This window comes from Pedobacter sp. MC2016-24 (assembly GCF_015223055.1).
GTDB lineage: Bacteria > Bacteroidota > Bacteroidia > Sphingobacteriales > Sphingobacteriaceae > Pedobacter.
In genome coordinates, this window is record NZ_JADFBX010000015.1 from 114067 (window position 1) to 132797 (window position 18731).

Consider the following 18731-nt stretch of genomic DNA (forward strand, 5'->3'; position numbering starts at 1 on the left):
CCTGCAAAAAAATGTGTGAAAAACTTATGGATCAGATCAAGCAGAATGGTGTAGTATTTGTACATAGCTGGCTTAATGGAGAAGATTCAAAAGCCAGTGCTCAACAAAAAAATAAATGCAGGTGTAATTAAGCGGGTGGCTATAACTGTAGCTGTTGTGGCCATGCTTTTTTCTTTGATACTTATTGTATCTATGCTTTTACCTGAAGCTAAAGGGCCAGGCGATGTAGATTTGGAAGGTACAACTCAGGACATAGGCGGCATATTTGTCCGGTATGAAAATCAGATTTATGCATCCGTGCCCAGTAATGGATATTATCCGATTAAGGGAGCCGATGTCAGTAGTTTCAGACTAGTAGATGACGGCTACCGGAACCGTCAGTTCGGTGTAGATAAAAATCACGCCTATTGTGGCAATCTGGTTATCAAAGATTTCAATCCGGCTACTGCCAAAGCAATTGGCAACGATTATTTTACCGATGGCAAGCAAACCTGTTACTGTGCCTCTATGAGTACTAAAAATGAAGCATTATCGGTAATCTCGGAGTTAAGCCAGCGCATGCGTTATGGTTTTGGGATAGGAGAGAAACCGCAAACTTATATTTATCCTTTCTCCAGACTTGAAGCCGGCGCAGCACCTTACCGGGCTATCCTGAAAACAGAAGTGGTTACCAACGGAACCTTTTCCTACTACCAGGGCAAATTGCTGCCGCAAACTCATGCCCCAGGCCTTAGGCAGATTCCAAAAAGGTACAACGATGGTGATATTCGTGAAAGTGAACTCTACCTGGCAGATGGGCAAAACGTCTATTATCAAAATACCAGGCTGCCATTACAGGATCATGCAGACCTTTATGCCATCGTGATCGATGCCCAAAATCAGGAAAATTATCTGATCGATCCGAAACAAGGGATGGTCTATGTCAATGACATTGCTTTTGACAAGCAATACAGCCCTTATCAGGTATTGTCACTAAATGGAGACCATGTTTATCATGCGTTATTTCTAAGTAAAGATGGTATTTTCTATTTTGATAAGGAGGAAAAAAAGGTATTGAGGATTCGTGACAATCCTTTTGGTAGTGGAAAGTTTAAAGAAATTGCACCCCTTGTTTTTTCGGATGGTCAGCAAATTCTATATACACAGGCGGGTCAGTCCTGGGGTAACAACAAAAGCCCGGGACTAAAATCCGAATCCACTTATATTAATCGATTAGATGAACCTGTTACAGGCCCCTGGGAAAAAGTTGGTATGGTTGGCGGTAATTCAGGATCGGTCTGGAAAAATGGCAATACGTATTATTACTTTGACCAACTTGGCGATTCTCAACTGATTTCCCAGACCATTTATCGCATTACCGATCAGGCCACAGTTGATGCACTGCTGTTGCCGGAAATCCGAACCGACGACATCCGCAAGCTTGTCCGTACAGATCATATGGCAGCAGTTAAACACACTGAACTGGTCGTTGTGAAGACTTCATATTCCAGTAATTATGGTTGGTTTATGTGGGTTGTCATCGCCATTTTTGCAGGCGTCCAACTCTTACTTTGGATCCTCAGGAAGTTGGGTGTCAATCCAAACCCTTTTACCATCAAGGATAAGCGCTTGAAGGTGAATAGCGTGTTTGGTAGCGCTTATGCCTTGTCAGATGTTGATACTGTTATTTTCTATATCGAAGCCGCTGCCAGGCAAGCAGGCTATACCGGACGTTTTCAAATCCAAACCAAAGACGGAAAGCTATCGCGTAAATATATGTTTGCCACTCAAATTCGCTTAACTGCAGATACGAAGCAAGAACTTGAACTGTATATTGCCGAATTGCAGCATATGCTGAACCAGTATCGGATCAACAGTGTTGTAAATTGAGGGTAGAAGATTGATTACACAGGTATTGTAAGTGCTCAAAAGGGAAAATCATTTTGGATATACTAAGTCACCAAAATTATAAAAATGGATATTATTATATTCATTTTTACTATATTTGGGTATAATAATACTCATTATGAACTCAAAAAAGGTTGTTGTCTTTCCCCGGTATCAAAAAATATGGGATCAACTTGGTGAGCATATCAAGCTGGCCCGGAAGCGTAGGAAACTGACTGCTATTCAGCTTGCCGAACGTGCGGCTATTGAAAGGGCTACCTTGCGCAAGATTGAACGGGGTGATCCTAGTGTATCCATGGGCGCATATTTCAATGTGCTTAAAGCGATGAATTTGCATGAGGATTTTCTTAAATTGGCAGTAGATGATGGCTTGGGCAGAAAACTTCAGGATTTAGATCTGTTGACCTAATGGCGGCTTCAAAAATAGATATCTGGGTATATGCCCATTGGAAGGGGATGGAAGTTCCGAAATGTATAGGTGTGATATCTGCGCAGCAAAGTAAGGGTAGCCGGATGTTTGGTTTTGAGTACGATAAAGATTGGCTGAAATCAGACCAGGTATTCTTGCTTGACCCCGAGATTAGCTTATACGCTGGGACTCAATTTCCACATAAGAAAGATAATTTTGGCGTATTTATGGACTCAATGCCGGATACCTGGGGCAGAAGGCTCATGCTTCGCCGTGCCGCAAAAACAGCCTTCTCAAAAGGACAGGCGACGGCAAAGCTTTATGAGATTGATTTCTTGCTGGGTGTTCATGATGTGTCAAGGATGGGGGCGCTTCGATTCAAATTAGATCCTAGTGGATCTTTTCTTGACGATAATAAGGATAATCCAACTCCACCAATAACGCATTTGCGAGAATTGCAGGCCAGTGTTAAAGCATATGAAGAGGATGAAGATGGGAAAAATGGAGATCAATGGATCCCAGTGCTTTTTGCACCGGGATCATCATTGGGTGGAGCAAGGCCAAAGGCCAACGTTATTGATCTGGATGGTCATTTATGTATTGCAAAATTTCCTTCAAAGTCTGACACAACCGACAAAGCAGCATGGGAGTACCTTGCATATGAATTGGCTTGCAGGGCTGGAATCAATATGCCCTCCTGTACTCTTGAAAAGGTAAGAGGTACATCTCACACCTTTTTGTCGAGACGCTTTGATCGGGAAGCCGATCAGCGAATTCATTTCGCATCAGCCATGACTATGACTGGGAATAGTGAAGACACCATTAGAGATACTACGCCAAGTTATCTTGAAATAGCTGAATTTATACAGACTTATGGTTCAGACATATTGGTCGATTTACATCAGTTGTGGAGGCGGATAGTGTTTCATATGGCAGTTTCCAATACGGATGATCATTTGAGGAATCATGGTTTTCTATTGGACAAAAAGGGATGGAGATTATCACCCGCATATGACATTAATCCGTCAATAGATAAAAATGGACTGGCTTTAAACGTTGATATGGACAATAATGCATTGGATTTTGAGCTGGCATTAAGTGTTGGTCAATTTTTCCAACTGAAGCATGATCAAATGCATCAAATCATAGCAGAAGTAGTATGTTCAGTTAAGGAGTGGCGATCAATCGCATCAAAGCTGGGTATTCCAAGGGCAGAACAAGAGGTGATGTCAGCTGCATTTAAGTTAGTTACCGGATAAACCGAGTTTAAAACCAAGCGATTTTATACCTTTACATCATGTCCCTTTACATAGTACCCGAAAAAAGTATCATTCCAAGTTACCCTTTAGTGGCACTAAATGGGGATAAACCCACTATGATTGCAGTGCACGAAGCCAATGGTATTGATGTTACCATCGATCCGGCATTTCTGCTTCCGCACCGCAAGGGTTATTATTTTTTTGCATTTGTAGAAGAAGGCGGAAGTCGCCACTGGATAGATTTTATGCCCTATACCATAAGTCCAGGCCATTTTTATTTCACCATCCCACAGCAGGTACATTTAAAAGAGGAATCTAAACCGATGAAGGGATTTGTTGCCTGCTTCACCGAAGAGTTTTTACTGCTGGAAGAAAACCGGATGCTGCGGCAATTACCAATAATTCAGAATCCTGCTGATGCGCACGAGATCGTTTTAAGCGCTGAGGACCGGGTATACATCAAAGATGTGATGCATAAAATGACCATTGAATTTAATACTGGTGGGAGTTGGCAAAACCAAATGCTAAGTTCATGGCTGCGCGTTTTGGTCATCTATTTAAGCCGCTTGTACACCGGGCAATTTGGCGACAGTAACATCAATAAAAGTCATTACCTGCTTAAAAACTTTCAGGAGCTGATCAGTGAACGTCATGCCGAACTCCATGATGTTGCTGCTTATGCCAGTCTGCTCAACCTTACACCAGGTTACCTGAATGATGTTGTCAAACAGCAAAGCGGTAAAACGGCCATCAGTCACATCCACAACCGTTTGGTAGTGGAGGCAAAACGTAAGCTACTCCATACCGATCAGTCGGTTAAGCAAATTGCCAATGAACTGGGTTTTGAAGATGCCGCTTATTTCAATCGTTTTTTTAAACGCCTTGCTGATCGTACGCCGATCGCTTTTCGTCAGCAAATCCGTGAAATGTACAGTTAATGCCTTGCTATGTACAATGGTATTGTGTACCGGCTGCCGTAGTTTTGCTTTATGAAAAAACAGACCGTACTCATAACCGGTGCCAATAAAGGAATTGGCCTGGAAACCGCAAGGCAACTCGCCCATGCAGGTTATCATATATTTTTAGGATCTCGTGACCAGGAGCGGGGTGATCAAGCCGTATCCCTATTGCACAATGAAGGCTTAACTGATGTTGAGTTTTTATTGATCGATGTGGTCAATGAGCAATCTGTACAGCAGGCCCATGATGAGCTGTCTAAACGCATTGGTCATTTAGATGTGTTGATCAACAATGCTGGTATCCCGGGAGATTTCCCACAGCCGGCCAGCAATACGCCTGATCAAACTTTCAAGAACGTTTTTGAAGTGAACTTTTTTGGTGTAGCCCGTGTAGTACGGATATTTGTACCCCTGATGCGCGCCTCGGCAAATCCAAGGATTGTGAATGTAACTTCTGATCTGGGATCGCTGACCTTACATAGTGATCCTGCCTGGAAACATTACGACGTTAAAACTGCGGCTTATGGCCCTTCTAAAAGTGCTTTGAATGGTTACACCATTGCTTTAGCTTATGAATTGAAAGATAAGTTTAAGGTAAATATGGTAAACCCAGGATATACCAAAACAGAATTTAACAACAATCAAGGTACCAAGTCTGTAGAAGATGGTGCAGCGCCTATTGTAGCAAATGCAATGATCGGTATTGATGGCCCAACAGGTAAGTATTTTAGCGATTATGGCGAAACGCCTTGGTAGTTGAGCCCAGGAGGGTGTCCAATCAACATCTTCGTCTTTCACAGTCGTCATCTGAGTTAATTTCAGCATCTTAGCATTTAAACACAAGCTACGTAGATTCTGAAATTAATTCATGACGATATGGACATCGTGATCTTTTTGTAGGTTATCAACTAACACTTCCAGGTTAAAAGCCCAATCCAGCCACTGTCAAATAAAACACAAGCGATGAACACCAATGAGATTGCAATCAGCGTCAGCAATATTTTCATAAAACGTGTCGATATCGCTTTCCATTTATTAAACAGCATCCAGAGATTTAATAATGCCCCGGCGCCAAATAAAGTAAAACCTAAGTAAATCGAAATAGAGATCAAAGATGGCTTACTCAGTTCATACAGCCGGTAACTTTCCGATTTAACGATCATGAAGGAATACGTACCCAGGCATAATGCACCCACATCAAGCATGGGCAGCAGGAACAACAGAAAAATACCTTGCCTTCTTTTTTTGAAGCAGGCGTCTAACAAAATGTATAGCCCCATTATCACGGCTGTAATCGCAAACAGCAAAGAAAGCAAGATTAAAATCCGCCATCCTAACGCAGATATTCCGGATGTCTGTTCAGTGTAGTGCTTGTTGATGATCATGACCCTTTTACCCTCCGCGTTGACTGCAAAGGCAATTTCGGCCTGGCTTGCACCTTTCTGTATAAATACCATCGGTTTCTGTTGTAACAGTTGATGTGTTTTACCTAAAATGTTAAACTGTAAAGTGTCATTCACCAATTCCACTTTAAGCAGCATCAACCGATCTGCAAAAGCCAGCAAGTCATACCTGGGGTCTTCAGCCTGATAATATCCAAGGAAAGGTTTTATCGCTGATTGATCTAAAGGCTGCGTCTCCATGGGCCCGGATATGGTATGTGAATCATATTTGTTACTTAAAAAACTGTTAATCAGATTTTCTATGTTACCCAATCCATTCCCGTTCGATGCGATCGCAAAACCATATCCTGATTTCCTGTTATACCTAAAGCTTGATTTGCAGGCACCCATTGTACCATCATGCCCACGCATATGCCCAAAATCCTCATTCCCCAAAGCATATCCACTCTTTAATCCGGCCTTCGCGGCAAGCGTACTTACAGGAAGTTCAAGCGCATTCATTTGCTGTCTGGAAATTACAGGAAATCCATTGTGTAAAAAAAGTTGGATATACTTAGCCATGTCATCTGCGCAGGACCATAAGGCACCTGCTGGTGCCGGCAAAAGCGTAACAGCAGGAATTTCTCTCAATTTACCAAAGCCACCAGCATATTCCTTCGTGTCCAGCCCATTGTGCCTGCTCCAGGCGTCCAAATTTGAGTGTGTCATTCCAACCGGCAACAGGATTTTTTCCTTCAAATAGCTATCGTATTCCTGTCCGCTGATTTTACGGATAATATAACCCAGGATAGCATAGTTCACATTACTATAGGTGTAACGTTCCGAAGGCCGCCAACGGCAAATCATCGAAGATTTTTGTTGTAGCATCATTTCCTGCGAACTGTAGGCAACACGGTCAAGCGTATACATTTTATTCCATTTGAAGTCGTCAAATCCAGTCGTGTTTTCCAGTAGATTGATGATTTTTACTGGATGTGTCCTTTCCCAGCGATTGGCAAAAGGAACTTCAGGTGCAACTTTAGCCAGGCACGCATTCAGATCCAGTTTGCCCATGTCTGCTAATTTCATTATAGCCATAGCCACCATTGTTTTAGTAATAGATCCCATCCTGAAAAGCGTTTGTCCATGTACGGGGCGCTTACTTTCCAAATCTGCCTCTCCCAGTCCACCCGCAAACAAAACACGATCCCGGGTAACAATCGTCAACATCAGGCCCGGTATATTTCGTTTACGGATTATACGTTGAATAGAATCGGTCAATTCCAGGATCGTTTCAATTTTGATAGCCTGCTGAGCTAATGAGCTTAAGGTAATTGATAGGAAAATAAACGTGATTATATAAACTCTCATAGTTGTTTTTTCTCAAATGTGTATGACCAGACAGGGACCACAAAATCCTGGATGCAGACAAAGTCATTTGATATGCGAACACATTAAATCCTATGATTAACTTTGGTCACCAGATATTCTGCATCAGTACCCACATTTCCAGTGTTGGCACTTATTTGTCGATCTTGAACTTTAATACCTGATATTTGATTCATGAAAATAAGCAGGCAAACATTTTTACAGCTGTTTAAGCAAGGGGGCAGACTGCACTTGATGTTGCTGTTCGGCCTGTTTTTAATCACTGTTGTCATTACCCTGCAAAGTGCTTTTTATAAAGAGGTTGCACCGCGTGCCACAGTAGCCTATTTGCTGCTTATCGCATCCATATATACTGGTAGATGGCTTACCCAGCAGTTCCTGATCAAGAACAGATGGATTTCAACCACGCTACTTTTTTGCCTTTCTGTTACTGTCCTCTCCGCCATCGCTGTCGTTGCAATGGCTTATCTCTTTGGCCTGAGAGATGGAAGCGATCTGTCGGCCCTTGTGGTCACAGCGCCCTTGCTTATCGTCGTATCCCTGATCTCAGGCAGCCTGGTTACAGCCACCCGGATTGTTATCCGCCAGCAGATCAAAGAAATTTCCATCCTTCAACTGCAGGCTAAAATGGAACTGAACCTACTCACAAGTAAGCTTAGTCCACATTTTTTGTTCAATACCTTGAACAACCTATATGGTTTGTCCAGGAAGGAACATACCAAAGTACCAGACCTGCTGCTCAAGTTCTCCGGACTGCTTAGTTACTCCTTATACAGTGCTGATGAGCCATCTGTCCAGCTCGAAGAGGAGCTGGCTTATATTCTCAACTTTGCGGCACTTGAAAAGATCAGGATGAACGATCAGCTTGCATTAGCTATCGATTTCCCTGGACCCGACAAGTTAATGGATACCAGTATCACACCCATGGTATTGATTGTTTTTGTAGAAAACGCATTCAAATATGCCAGGATAGCAAGAACTGATCAGCTGTACATTTCCATTAAATTGGCGGTGGCAGAAGAACTAATAACTTTTGAAATCTCCAATAGTACTGCTGATGAACCGTTATCCGGAGAAAAAGTCAGTTCTGGCCTGGGAATCTCAACTACCATTAAAAGACTGGATCTGCTTTACGGTAAACGGTACCAGCTGATATATGGTCGAAAAGAAAACTTTTTCACAGTCAATCTAAAAATTCCTAGAAATGCAAACCATTAGGTGCCTTATTATAGACGATGAACCCATAGCCAGAGCGTTGCTGGCTGATTATTGTAGCTACATGAACAACCTGGAAGTTATTGCCCTTTGTGCCGACACTTTTCAGGCCAGGGAAATCATCAGTAATCAGTTGGTTGATGTCATATTCCTTGACATCAATATGCCCGTATTGGACGGCATCAGTTTTTTGAAAACACTTAAAAACCCTCCACAGGTTATTTTTACCACTGCATACCGTAAATATGCCACTACAGCATTCGATCTTGCAGCCTGTGATTATCTGGTAAAACCATTTTCGTTGGAAAGGTTTATACAAGCAGTTGACCGGGCAATGCAATACTTGACCCAGGTGCCACAGGAAATGAATCACGAAGACAAGGAATATATTCTGGTCAAATCAGAAAACAAAATTTATAACCTCAAAACGGCAGACGTGTTATTTGCTGAAGCTAAAGGTAATTATACGCACATTGTCTTCAGCGATCAGGTGTTGAAACCGAAACTTGCTTTAACGGCTTTGGAAGCACAGTTGCCACCGGCCAGGTTTTTACGTGTTCATCGTTCTTTTATAATCAATAAGACCATGATCAATCACATAGCAGGAAATCGGATCATGATCGATCGGCATGAAATTCCTTTAGGGAATAGCTTTAAAGAAAGTTTTGCCAAAGCATTACACTTAAATGATTAAGTACTCAAAAACAGGTGAAAAAACACTTCTGAACACTAAGCGGCTTTTTAAGAACAGCTTTATGAATGGAAAGACTCCCTGAATTCCTTTGGAGAAAGATTGGTCTTTATTTTAAACAACCTGCTAAAGGACTGTAAATGCTCAAAGCCCAGCTCATAGGAGATCTCGCTAACCGAAAGATCAGTTGTAGATAGCTTTTCCTTGGCCAGTCCGATAAGCTTTTCGTGCAGGTATTACAAAGGTCTTGCGTGCTGATTTGAAATATTTAACCGAATCGCGCTTTTATTTAGCCGATATTGAGTTCATAAATCAGCATCTACTTTAAATATTTCCTTTATTTGTAAATGCCACTTATCCGTTTAGAAACTTTCATTAATGCTGATCGCGCCATTGTCTTTGACTTAGCCAGAAGCATTGATCTTCATCAGATCTCAACAGCACACACAAACGAGCGGGCAATTGCAGGTAAAACCTCAGGATTGATTGAATTGAATGAGTCCGTAACATGGGAAGCTAAACACTTTGGAATTGTACAGCGCCTTACCTCCAAAATTACAGGAATGGAACGTCCTGATTATTTTGTTGACGAAATGGTTTCCGGAGCTTTTAAGTCGTTTAAACACGAACACCTATTTGAGGAGAAAGGCGAAGGCACGCTGATGGTTGACTTATTTAATTATGTTTCGCCAATTGGAATTCTAGGCCATCTGGCAGATGTGTTGTTTCTCAAAAAGTATATGACAAATTTATTAGTGAAAAGAAACGAAGTCATAAAAGAACATGCTGAACATTGGTTAAAGCAAGTTCAATCTGGTATTGATAAAATTGGCTAAAATCTTACTGATTTTCTACTACATACCAGGGAATTTCCATTTTCCCTTTAAAAAGATAAATGTTTACATGATCTCCGATTTTAGTCTCAGCATAGGTGTCTCCTGAAACATCTACTTCGTCGCTTTCTTTAACCGGTCCCCATGGACTTAGGGTCAGGTAATAAGCGGTTGACTTTCTTCCGCTTATTCTCTTTTCCAACACATCTGAAGTATATTTTGAGGGTGGGGTTGAGTCATATACGCAGTTGAAACCAGTTACAACACCATAACCATAGGCAAAACTGATTACAGCGCAAAATACAATCATAAATATGGTTTGCTTATTGAATTGTTCAAACTCTTTGTTTTTCAGCACCAGCAATACCAACAGGGCAGTAGCAAGTAAACCTACAGGAGCCCATACATTGGAATGGTCCAGGATGTGAAACGTCAACAGGGATTTTAAAAGCAACCCCGTGATACTGCCAAAGAAACCAAAGAAAATGGATGGATACGGGCTGTTTTTATTTTCGTCCAAACGGATCAGGCCTTTATAATAGCGCAATACCAAGACAGAAACTACTGTAAATATAGCCGTTGCAATCCAGGTATAGTGGAGGTAATCACCAGCAATAAAAAGAGAAACTGCAAGCACAACGCCAATGATATTGATTATTCTCGCCGTTCTTTTTGCAGCAACCAGCGCCAGCTCCCGTTCTGCTGTGGTTTGCCCATAATCTACATTGACAAGCAAGCGCTCCTGTTCTTCCGCTTTTTCTGCAATGTCAATATCCTGGAAATGTGTGGACATCCAGGTTTCCAGTTCAGCGATGTTTCCAAAATAAGTACTGATGTTTATGTTTTTTCCTTTATCAGCTAAGGGATGGATGCGCAGGTATTTGTCATCCGTCTTAAATCCTTTTACATGGATAAACAGCAGTTCCCGGGTTCCAAAAGCGCTGATGAATTCAAACTTATCTTTATGCACTACTAATTTTCCTTTTAATGCTTCTACTATGGCATAAACCAGTAAGAAGAGTCCAAGAAATATACAAGCAATGAATGTCCAGTTGCCGGTATCAGCGGGATTGCTGATGGCGGCTTTGGTACAAATTACCAATCCCACCAATGCGCCCAAAGCAAGTACAGCACAGGTAACTACAATAAAGATCTGCCATCCCCTGGCCAGCGAAAAAGTTTTCATATAGAGAACGATTTTTTCTGCAAAGAAATGAAAAAATCGCTAAATATTTCTGAGTGTTTTCTCTTTTCTAACCCCTTTCAGAGAGCTGTAGGTTGTGATTCCTGTACCAGCAAATACAATAGGGAGGAATAAGAAGACGTTAATCTTACCACCTTTAGCAATTAACAGGTAAATACCTATGGCCAGGATGAGGGTGCAACTGACCGTGGTGAGTATGACACTCGTTTTATAAATATTTTCATATTTGAGCAATTCTTCATTGCTCATGTCCTGTGGTGTTTTAACTGCCATAAAAATTAGTTAGCGTTTATAGATGATCAAATATTGGGAGTTTAATTGGATTTTGCAAACAATTCCAGGATAAAGCTTTTCATCACATTTGATGGCGTTTTCGTCACATTTTTAACAGGTGCATGCTAAAACGATGTATCCTTGCCGGATGCAAAATATAAAGAAATTCTGGTTATATATCTTTCTCACTGTGAGTTCAACAGGTATGTTTGGAGCAGCATATGCCCAACAAATTAAATTAACTGATCAATTGATGGTAAATATCCATTCTGTCACAGAGCAGATGGACCGTTCCTTTTACATACAATTACCCAGGAATTATGGCAAGGTAAATAAACAATATCCGCTAATTATATTGTTAGATGCTCAGGATAAAACCCTTTACAATTATACTTCATCAACTATTGACAGGCTAACCTGGACTAACGATATTCCGGAAGCTATTTTCATAGGGATCGTTCAAAAAGACCGAAGTAAGGAATTAAGCTTCGAAGGAAATGAAAAAACGGCCGCTATGTTTCTGACTTTTATCAAAGATGAGCTGATCCATTATTTGCATGAGCACTATGCATTGAACGGCCATTACACACTGATCGGACATTCTTTGGGTGGACAATTTGTTACAAATGCAATGTTGACTTATCCGGAAACATTCAGATCAATTATAAGCATTAGCGGAGCATTAAGTTACCCGAAAAGTCAGCCGAATTTTAAAAGAAAGGTGCTGACAAAGCTAGCTAATTATCTCGCCATAAATACCAATGGTAGTTACGCTAAACAAAAGTATTATTTCTCCACCGGAGATGAAGACTATCAGGAAAGTATGTTCAAAATCGGTGCATTGGCAGCCGACAGTATATTCAGAACGAATAAAACGAATTCCATAAATTGGCATTTTGACTATTTGAAAGGATTTAATCACGCAACAACGCCCTTAGTTAGCATTCCATCAGGATTGACATTTATATTTCACGATTGGCATTTTTCAGATAGCCTGGCAATGGATGTTTTACTGAATCATAAAACAGACCCACTACAGGCACTGAATCAACAAGCTGCACACATTCTTTATTCTTACGGCACCGAGATCTCAATCGCAGCTATTGCTTATTATCAGTTTGCAGATTATTATCTCTCCAAAGGGGAGGTAAATAAAGCTGAAATATTGATAAACCGGATTATTAATTTATATCCAAATAATGATGAGTCCTACAGTTTAATGGCACAGGTCTTCATTAAAAAAGGTGAAGTGAAAAATGCCATTAAGTACCTGGAGCTTGCACAAACCAAATCCTCAGTAGAAAAATATGCAGAAAAGATTAAAAACCTGCAGAAGTTATAGAAGCATGTCGCTTCTCCCCATGATGATCGCCGCATTTACACCCCAATGAAGTCACATTTATTCACGAGATTTATTCCCAAATAAAGCTATACCATGAGAAAAATAATTTCATTTATGCACATATCGCTTGACGGTTTTGTGGCAGGGCCGAACGGAGAGATGAACTGGATTAAAGTTGATGAAGAAATTTTTGAACATGTGGGTAAGCGGATCGCCGAAAGCGATACTGCATTATACGGGCGGGTAACTTATGAGATGATGGAAAATTACTGGCCTACCGCAGGAGATGAACCAAACGCATCCAGGCACGATATTGAGCATTCAAAGTGGTACAGGCAGGCGCACAAAATTGTATTGTCAAAAACAATGGAAGGAGCGGGTTTGGCCAATACACAGATTATTAGTGACAACCTTTCAGGCAGTATCAATGAATTAAAACAGCATGGTGGTAAAGATATCCTGCTTTTTGGTAGTCCGACAGCAACACATTCACTGATTCAACTGGGCTTAATCGACGGCTACTGGTTATTTGTTAATCCGATTGTTCTGGGACAGGGTATTCCGTTGTTTGTAAACATCAAAGACAAGATCAAACTGAAACTATTGACTACCCATCAATTTACTTCAGGCGTAACTGCATTGGATTACCTATTGGATAAATAAATCCGGCTTTTGACCTTGTGAATTAGGATTGGAGAAATTAAATCACTAAAGTCGGATAATCTCTACTTTAGGCAGTTTTAATAGATTTAATTTCCCACTGACATAACGTTGTCATAGCCCGGATCTATGTTTGGATCATAATTTAAATCCTAACGAAATGAATTTAGCATCCATTCGCCTGATTACTGCCAATATCGACAGCTTAATCCAATTTTATGAGCAGATTACCGGTGGCACTATTGTGCAGTATACACCTGATTTTGCCGAATTGAAAACAGAAACCGCAACTTTAGCTATTGGTAGTACCCGGACACTACAGTTTTTCGGTGGAGAAACTGTTGCCCAGGCCGCGGCTAACCGAAGCGCCATCATCGAATTCAGGGTTGATGATGTAGATCACGAGTACGAAAGACTCGCAGATTTCCTGCAACCCTATATCGTTCAAAAACCCACAACCATGCCTTGGGGAAATAAATCGCTCTTATTCCGCGACCCTGATGGTAATTTGGTAAACCTGTTCACACCATCAACGCCAGAAGCCATCAAGAAATTTAGTACTGAAGCATAACCCAATTGCCTGAGCTTAGATACTACAGACCTATTTGTAAGGTATCTAAGCTCAATCCTTTTAAAGAACCATCTTCAGCGCAAGTACATGCTTGCAAATTCCTCTTTTGCCCTGGTATGCGGTAAACCATTCGCAAGTGCACCTGTAGCCATTTTGATCAATCACTACTTTGTGTACTACAGCTGTTCCTTTCACATTCGCCTCTACATATCCTTCCTTTTTCTGTACAATGGTCACGTCCGAATTTTCAACCAATTTTTTGGCATTCTTAAGCCTTGGGTTTAAACTCAGGATCCTTTCTGTTTTAAACGGTAATTGCCTGTAAAAATGAGCCCTGGCCATGACGTCATAACCAAGCAGGCCGATAGAAGATAGGCTGGATGTCAGCTGATCCATCGTGCCAAAATCAATATCATGCTCAATAGACAGCAGGGTTGGATCAAACGTTTCGTTAGACTTCAACAAACTGTTTAATCCGTAAATCCATTCTACCGGCAAATTTTCAGACATGTTTTCCAGCGCTTTCCCTTCACCAGAAAACCCACGATAAGCATCTGGCGAAAACGCCATCAGCAATTGCATTTTACCAAATTCACATACGATGGCGTAAGTTTCCCGGTCGGCAGATTCATAAATAAAAATCTTCTCCACTATGGCCAGGATACCTTCCATTAAGCGAAGCCTGTGGATGCCACCAATACGTACCCCGTCAGCAGTTGACAGGGTCGAAAACATAAACTTCCCAGCTCTTTTGGTCATGAAAAACTCTCCCTTCACACTTCCTTTGGGTAAAGTCTGGAAAAGTTGTATCGCCTGGATTTTATTCAATTCAAACTTCAGCTCCATATCTGCCAGGTAAAGCTGTACACTGGTTAGCCCCTTAATCCAACGCATCGGTAAGGTCACTTTTTTCTCGGTCACTTTAGTTTTTGCCGTAATCACCTGCATGTCTTGCTGGCCTACAGCCAAGGTTACCTTTTCATTCTTCTGGATGCTGTTGAGTGCATTGAGCATCGGATCATTAAAATCAACATTGGTTGTGCCATTGGCGATAAACTCCCCGTCAATAGCCTCAGGCTTCATATCCAGCCTTACGTAAACGCCATTGCAGGAAGAAAAGCCCTCAAAGCGGATTCTTTCCGATCCTGCAGAAACAATCGGGTCTCGCAGGCTCGGTGGGACAGGGCCGAAGCTTGAGCGGACTACCTTCGCAATTGTAGTCCAGCATTTGGCCGTCACATAAGGATCCGTTAAGCTGCCCCAAAAGAAGCAGGGAATATTGTTTACCGTTTCAATTTCCGTTTGGTGGGCTAAAACCAGGTTGCTGACACCTTTAGCCTTTGTATAGGTCGAAATGCCATGATATTGAAGTTGTAAATCCGTCATGTTTAATCTATTTAATGATTTGTTTAATCAAGGCCTTTAGTGAGGCATTGTCTTTCCATTTCTCGTAAAAGGCGATGGATGTTTCCGAAGGCTTCTGATTGGTTTTATACAGCATATCAATGTAATGCTCTACCATTTTCTTAAAATTAACCGGTAACTTGTCAGCATCGGCAAGGTGTTTGAAAATACCTTCCATCAGTTGCAGGTAGGCCGAGTTGTGCAATGCAGACACATCTTTTAAAGTACCTATGCTATCTACCAAACGTAAAAAAGCACCGTATTTATTTAAGGCAAGATAACCTAGTTTTTCAGCCAGTAATTTCAACTCAATGGCTTGTTTTTCTATCAGGTTTAAGAGCACTTCGGCCGCCATCAAACGAATATCCTTTTTGCTTTGGAAAAACGTGCAGGCAAATATCAACGTCGTCAAATCAGAAAAGGGGAAACCACCATTGTTCAGCAGGTTTAAAAAACCCTTCTGTTCGTTTCCACCTTTATCTGCGGTTGAGCAGGAGGCGTTGATGAGGAAACAGGCCAGGGCGTCGGCATTTTGCGGCATCAGGCTGTGCCAGTAATATACATTTCCTTCACTGCCCATCATATATTCCCAGGTGTTTTTCTGCCCGTAGATATCCAGGCCGTACAACCAATAATCGGGTACATTTTGGTATCCGGAAACTTGAAAACTCAGTTCATACCATGAGGGTGTCCGTTCCTTCTGCTTGGTCTGGTAATTCACGTATTCATTCCAGCGCTCCTTAATCTCTATCTCTGGTTTGAATGGGTGAACTACAAATGGATAGTTTTTAAGGTAGGTGTTTTCAAACTGCGGAAAAGTTTCCTGGGGGTAATAAGTCCTTGCGGCTATACTCTTTGCGCTCTTATAGTCGGGATCAGCATCTCCCGTTACTTTAGAAACCAGTTTGCCCAATAAAGAGTCAGACTTCAATGTTATTTCCCGGGTGGTACCAAGGCAATAGGCCATCAGGTTCTTTAGTTCAGCACTTAGTTGCTTCAATAGCGGTATGGCTTCCTCTGTTTGCTCACGCGGCATCCTGCCAATGGCGATATTCAGATCCAGGTAATTGATCTTGATGTTGTTTTGCTGCCGTGCAATGAGCCTTTCCATTAAAACTTTAGGTGCAATCCAATAAGGTTTGTGTGTTGGCAAAGAAAGCATGGGCAGGTTTAGGCCATTGTTGATTTGCTCTTGTGCCGCATGTAGCATCGGCTTGATCAACAATAAGGTCCTGGTTTTATGGTAGGTATTGTCCTGTATTTTGAACTGGTAGTTCATGTCCTGCATCTTTTGTTGCAGAAAAACACTGGTATAAGCTTTATGGATGCTCTCAAAATACGACTTCTCCAATTGTTTTTTATAAGTAGCCAGCTGTGTGGCATAATCGGCAGGGAAAAGGTGCCGCTGGGTGATATAAGCATTTAGTAACAGCTCCGTATCCAACACTTCATCCGAGTTGATGAAGGTTCCAAACAAATAAAGAATATCATTCCAGTCTTTCGGAAGTACCACTTCTTCCTGCAACATTTTTTTCGGTGTTGGTGCAAAATGATAAGCTTCTGTGGTGTCGGCATATTCTGTTGCTGCGCCTTCAGGTAACAGTTTGGCCAAATTCACAGGGATATTTCCTTGCATCAATGCCGTGTAGCCAGCTAGCTTTTCCTGTAGCTCCCGGTCTTTAACTGACGCGATTTTTAACAGTACTTTAGTGGCTCTTTCCTGTAAATTCAGATCTGGAACAACATAAACATCAGCAATCAGCAAGCAAACTTTTTTATTCAGCTTTGGGTACAGCTTAACCAGCTTTTCTAAAACCGGAAGTACAGATTTAATGGCCGCTTTATTGTCGTTACTCATCATAACCGGCTCCAGCCAATCCAGAAAAGAAACCGCATTGAACTTTTTGTGGTCATACATTTTCTTGATCAGCTCCATAGCAAAAGTTACTACCGGAGCATAGGCGTAATGTAAACAGGCAAAAATGTTTTCCTGGTGCGGTATCAGTTCATCAGGTTCCAGGTTCAGGCCCGTTAATCTTTTTCTGAAGAACGATTTCAGGTTATTGTTCCAGTCTTTGGTCTGTATCAGGATGCATTCTGATGTGAATTGTTTACGGTCTAATTTACCTTCCTCAAGCAAAGTACTGTAAATAATCTCCCAGGTATTAAACGCATCATAGGCTTGCTGGTCATTGTCCCTGAAAGGCAGGTGATGCAGATTGGTCTGGTAGTTAAATAATTCAGGAACGTCACGCTGGTAGGCCAGCTGATCATTTACAATGTAGCCGATATAATCCCTGTTTGTCTTTTTTGAGGTCCATGAGTTAAAGCTTGCTATGCTCAATGCGTACAACTCGGGTATCCAGTGTATAAAACCTTGCTCTTCCAGTAACCGTAGTACACGGTAGTCAAAGCGCATCCAGTCATTTCTTTTTGATTTTTCCAGTATAAAGTCGCCGATCCAGCTGGGTGAAGACCATTGCAACACCTCCATAATTTCCGGTTCATGGGCCCTGCCTAGCAGCTCGAATACTTCATCCCAGGGATTGATATCCGTTTTATTAAATAAGGCGACAGCACTAAGCACAATGATTTCCTTTTGATAAACATTTCCACGGACGCCCCATTGCGCATATTTTGCGGGCTTAGCTCCGGGCTCTTTACTCAGGTCAATGAACTCCATCCAATAGCGTTTGTTTTTCCTGATTTGCTTTTTTAGCGCTTCAAGATTTCCTTTGGAATGTGCTTTTAAAAAGGGTAGGAGTTCGGTAACTTTTCCAGATTTAACCAATTCATCATAACGCGCAAGCACCTCATTGATATTGCTGGATGCTGGGTTTTTAGTTTTTGAGGCGGACGTGCCGGTTACCACTTCGCCACTTTCTGAGTATCCTTTTTTGATTTTCTCATTAAAGAGCTTCTCAGCCATTTTTAAACACGTATCGCTATCGGTAAAGGTTTTGGTCTGTGAAGTTCCACTTGTACCATTTTTACCATAGGTAACTGTATAGTCTGATCCATTTACTTCAATTTGCCAGAATTTATCTGAGTTGCCGTCAATGTATTTAAGGTGTTTTCTCATATTCCTATCGCACGCCAGTTAAAAAAAGAAATAGAGTTTCTAAGGTTAAAAGCGTTGTCAGTTTCTAGCTGCAATTTAATGTTTAAGAACTAAAAGAAGAAACCCGAAAAGCAACAGCGGCAACATCTTAATCTTTTTCGGGCAGTCCGCGATTGGCTTCAGCCGGGGGGA

The 18731-nt window shown here is 41.5% G+C and carries 16 protein-coding genes and 1 pseudogene; 11 read left to right on the top strand and 6 right to left on the bottom strand.

Annotated elements, in window-relative coordinates:
- The first annotated feature begins 75 nt into the window (after nucleotides 1-75).
- The 5 genes from IM797_RS23725 to IM797_RS23745 all read left to right on the top strand — a co-directional run bounded on the left by IM797_RS23725 (nucleotide 76) and on the right by IM797_RS23745 (nucleotide 5270).
- Entirely contained in the window at nucleotides 76-1869 is a 1794-nt protein-coding gene (locus IM797_RS23725; RefSeq protein ID WP_194129699.1) for a DKNYY domain-containing protein, read from the top strand.
- A 136-nt stretch (nucleotides 1870-2005) separates the two neighbouring features.
- The gene (locus tag IM797_RS23730; RefSeq protein ID WP_194129700.1) at nucleotides 2006-2296 is read left to right on the top strand and encodes a helix-turn-helix domain-containing protein; all 291 of its coding nucleotides are present in this window, start codon (nucleotides 2006-2008) and stop codon (nucleotides 2294-2296) included.
- Nucleotides 2296-3555 (top strand): type II toxin-antitoxin system HipA family toxin, encoded by a 1260-nt coding sequence (locus tag IM797_RS23735; protein ID WP_194129701.1) that lies wholly within the window; start codon nucleotides 2296-2298, stop codon nucleotides 3553-3555. The genes IM797_RS23730 and IM797_RS23735 overlap by 1 nt, the downstream gene beginning before the upstream one ends.
- A 38-nt stretch (nucleotides 3556-3593) precedes the next feature.
- Complete coding sequence (locus IM797_RS23740) at nucleotides 3594-4493, top strand: helix-turn-helix domain-containing protein (protein ID WP_194129702.1); 900 nt, start codon at nucleotides 3594-3596, stop codon at nucleotides 4491-4493.
- Nucleotides 4494-4544: 51 nt separating this feature from the next.
- On the top strand, nucleotides 4545-5270 hold the full coding sequence (locus tag IM797_RS23745; RefSeq protein WP_194129703.1) for an SDR family oxidoreductase: 726 nt from the start codon (nucleotides 4545-4547) through the stop codon (nucleotides 5268-5270).
- Nucleotides 5271-5422: 152 nt separating this feature from the next.
- On the opposite strand, the gene IM797_RS23750 is transcribed toward IM797_RS23745, so the two are convergent.
- The gene (locus tag IM797_RS23750) at nucleotides 5423-7267 is read right to left on the bottom strand and encodes a serine hydrolase (protein ID WP_194129704.1); all 1845 of its coding nucleotides are present in this window, start codon (nucleotides 7265-7267) and stop codon (nucleotides 5423-5425) included.
- Between the two features lie 192 nt (nucleotides 7268-7459).
- Between IM797_RS23750 and IM797_RS23755 the strand changes: the two genes are divergently transcribed.
- Both IM797_RS23755 and IM797_RS23760 read left to right on the top strand, forming a co-directional pair.
- The gene (locus tag IM797_RS23755) at nucleotides 7460-8503 is read left to right on the top strand and encodes a sensor histidine kinase (RefSeq protein ID WP_194129705.1); all 1044 of its coding nucleotides are present in this window, start codon (nucleotides 7460-7462) and stop codon (nucleotides 8501-8503) included.
- Nucleotides 8490-9194, top strand: a complete 705-nt coding sequence (locus tag IM797_RS23760; RefSeq protein WP_194129706.1) for a LytTR family DNA-binding domain-containing protein — start codon at nucleotides 8490-8492, stop codon at nucleotides 9192-9194. Before IM797_RS23755 ends, IM797_RS23760 begins: the two co-directional genes overlap by 14 nt.
- 59 nt (nucleotides 9195-9253) lie before the next feature.
- Here the strand turns inward: IM797_RS23760 and IM797_RS23765 are convergent.
- Nucleotides 9254-9427 (bottom strand): annotated as a pseudogene (locus tag IM797_RS23765) (helix-turn-helix domain-containing protein); the annotation flags it as partial.
- A 111-nt stretch (nucleotides 9428-9538) separates the two neighbouring features.
- On the opposite strand from IM797_RS23765, the gene IM797_RS23770 reads away from it, so the two are divergent.
- A complete protein-coding gene (locus IM797_RS23770) occupies nucleotides 9539-10027 on the top strand; it encodes an SRPBCC family protein (RefSeq protein ID WP_194129707.1) in 489 nt (162 codons plus the stop codon).
- A 4-nt stretch (nucleotides 10028-10031) separates the two neighbouring features.
- Here IM797_RS23770 and IM797_RS23775 read toward each other — a convergent pair whose 3' ends face one another.
- On the bottom strand, nucleotides 10032-11210 hold the full coding sequence (locus IM797_RS23775) for a hypothetical protein (protein WP_194129708.1): 1179 nt from the start codon (nucleotides 11208-11210) through the stop codon (nucleotides 10032-10034).
- A 39-nt stretch (nucleotides 11211-11249) separates the two neighbouring features.
- The gene (locus IM797_RS23780; RefSeq protein WP_194129709.1) at nucleotides 11250-11501 is read right to left on the bottom strand and encodes a hypothetical protein; all 252 of its coding nucleotides are present in this window, start codon (nucleotides 11499-11501) and stop codon (nucleotides 11250-11252) included.
- A 190-nt stretch (nucleotides 11502-11691) separates the two neighbouring features.
- Here IM797_RS23780 and IM797_RS23785 point away from each other — a divergent pair, with 190 nt between their 5' ends.
- From IM797_RS23785 to IM797_RS23795, 3 genes are all read left to right on the top strand, one after another.
- Nucleotides 11692-12843: an alpha/beta fold hydrolase gene (locus IM797_RS23785; protein WP_194129710.1), complete on the top strand. Its 1152-nt coding sequence runs from the start codon at nucleotides 11692-11694 to the stop codon at nucleotides 12841-12843.
- Between the two features lie 93 nt (nucleotides 12844-12936).
- On the top strand, nucleotides 12937-13506 hold the full coding sequence (locus IM797_RS23790; protein WP_194129711.1) for a dihydrofolate reductase family protein: 570 nt from the start codon (nucleotides 12937-12939) through the stop codon (nucleotides 13504-13506).
- 157 nt (nucleotides 13507-13663) lie between these two features.
- Nucleotides 13664-14074, top strand: a complete 411-nt coding sequence (locus IM797_RS23795) for a VOC family protein (RefSeq protein WP_194129712.1) — start codon at nucleotides 13664-13666, stop codon at nucleotides 14072-14074.
- A gap of 60 nt (nucleotides 14075-14134) precedes the next feature.
- Here the strand turns inward: IM797_RS23795 and IM797_RS23800 are convergent, their stop codons facing one another.
- Nucleotides 14135-15460 carry an SWIM zinc finger family protein gene (locus IM797_RS23800; protein ID WP_194129713.1) on the bottom strand — a complete coding sequence of 442 codons (1326 nt, stop codon included), beginning with the start codon at nucleotides 15458-15460 and terminating at the stop codon, nucleotides 14135-14137.
- A gap of 7 nt (nucleotides 15461-15467) precedes the next feature.
- Nucleotides 15468-18560, bottom strand: coding sequence for a DUF6493 family protein (locus IM797_RS23805; protein ID WP_194129714.1), 3093 nt, complete (start codon nucleotides 18558-18560; stop codon nucleotides 15468-15470).
- Nucleotides 18561-18731: the final 171 nt, after the last annotated feature.

What these genes read in the sequence shown, in the direction of transcription:
- IM797_RS23725 (WP_194129699.1), top strand. Translation starts at nt 76, where the DNA reads ATGGAGAAGATTCAAAAGCCAGTGCTCAACAAAAAAATAAATGCAGGT.
- IM797_RS23730 (WP_194129700.1), top strand. Translation starts at nt 2,006, where the DNA reads ATGAACTCAAAAAAGGTTGTTGTCTTTCCCCGGTATCAAAAAATATGG.
- IM797_RS23735 (WP_194129701.1), top strand. Translation starts at nt 2,296, where the DNA reads ATGGCGGCTTCAAAAATAGATATCTGGGTATATGCCCATTGGAAGGGG.
- IM797_RS23740 (WP_194129702.1), top strand. Translation starts at nt 3,594, where the DNA reads ATGTCCCTTTACATAGTACCCGAAAAAAGTATCATTCCAAGTTACCCT.
- IM797_RS23745 (WP_194129703.1), top strand. Translation starts at nt 4,545, where the DNA reads ATGAAAAAACAGACCGTACTCATAACCGGTGCCAATAAAGGAATTGGC.
- IM797_RS23750 (WP_194129704.1), bottom strand. Translation starts at nt 7,267, where the DNA reads ATGAGAGTTTATATAATCACGTTTATTTTCCTATCAATTACCTTAAGC.
- IM797_RS23755 (WP_194129705.1), top strand. Translation starts at nt 7,460, where the DNA reads ATGAAAATAAGCAGGCAAACATTTTTACAGCTGTTTAAGCAAGGGGGC.
- IM797_RS23760 (WP_194129706.1), top strand. Translation starts at nt 8,490, where the DNA reads ATGCAAACCATTAGGTGCCTTATTATAGACGATGAACCCATAGCCAGA.
- IM797_RS23770 (WP_194129707.1), top strand. Translation starts at nt 9,539, where the DNA reads ATGCCACTTATCCGTTTAGAAACTTTCATTAATGCTGATCGCGCCATT.
- IM797_RS23775 (WP_194129708.1), bottom strand. Translation starts at nt 11,210, where the DNA reads ATGAAAACTTTTTCGCTGGCCAGGGGATGGCAGATCTTTATTGTAGTT.
- IM797_RS23780 (WP_194129709.1), bottom strand. Translation starts at nt 11,501, where the DNA reads ATGGCAGTTAAAACACCACAGGACATGAGCAATGAAGAATTGCTCAAA.
- IM797_RS23790 (WP_194129711.1), top strand. Translation starts at nt 12,937, where the DNA reads ATGAGAAAAATAATTTCATTTATGCACATATCGCTTGACGGTTTTGTG.
- IM797_RS23795 (WP_194129712.1), top strand. Translation starts at nt 13,664, where the DNA reads ATGAATTTAGCATCCATTCGCCTGATTACTGCCAATATCGACAGCTTA.
- IM797_RS23800 (WP_194129713.1), bottom strand. Translation starts at nt 15,460, where the DNA reads ATGACGGATTTACAACTTCAATATCATGGCATTTCGACCTATACAAAG.
- IM797_RS23805 (WP_194129714.1), bottom strand. Translation starts at nt 18,560, where the DNA reads ATGAGAAAACACCTTAAATACATTGACGGCAACTCAGATAAATTCTGG.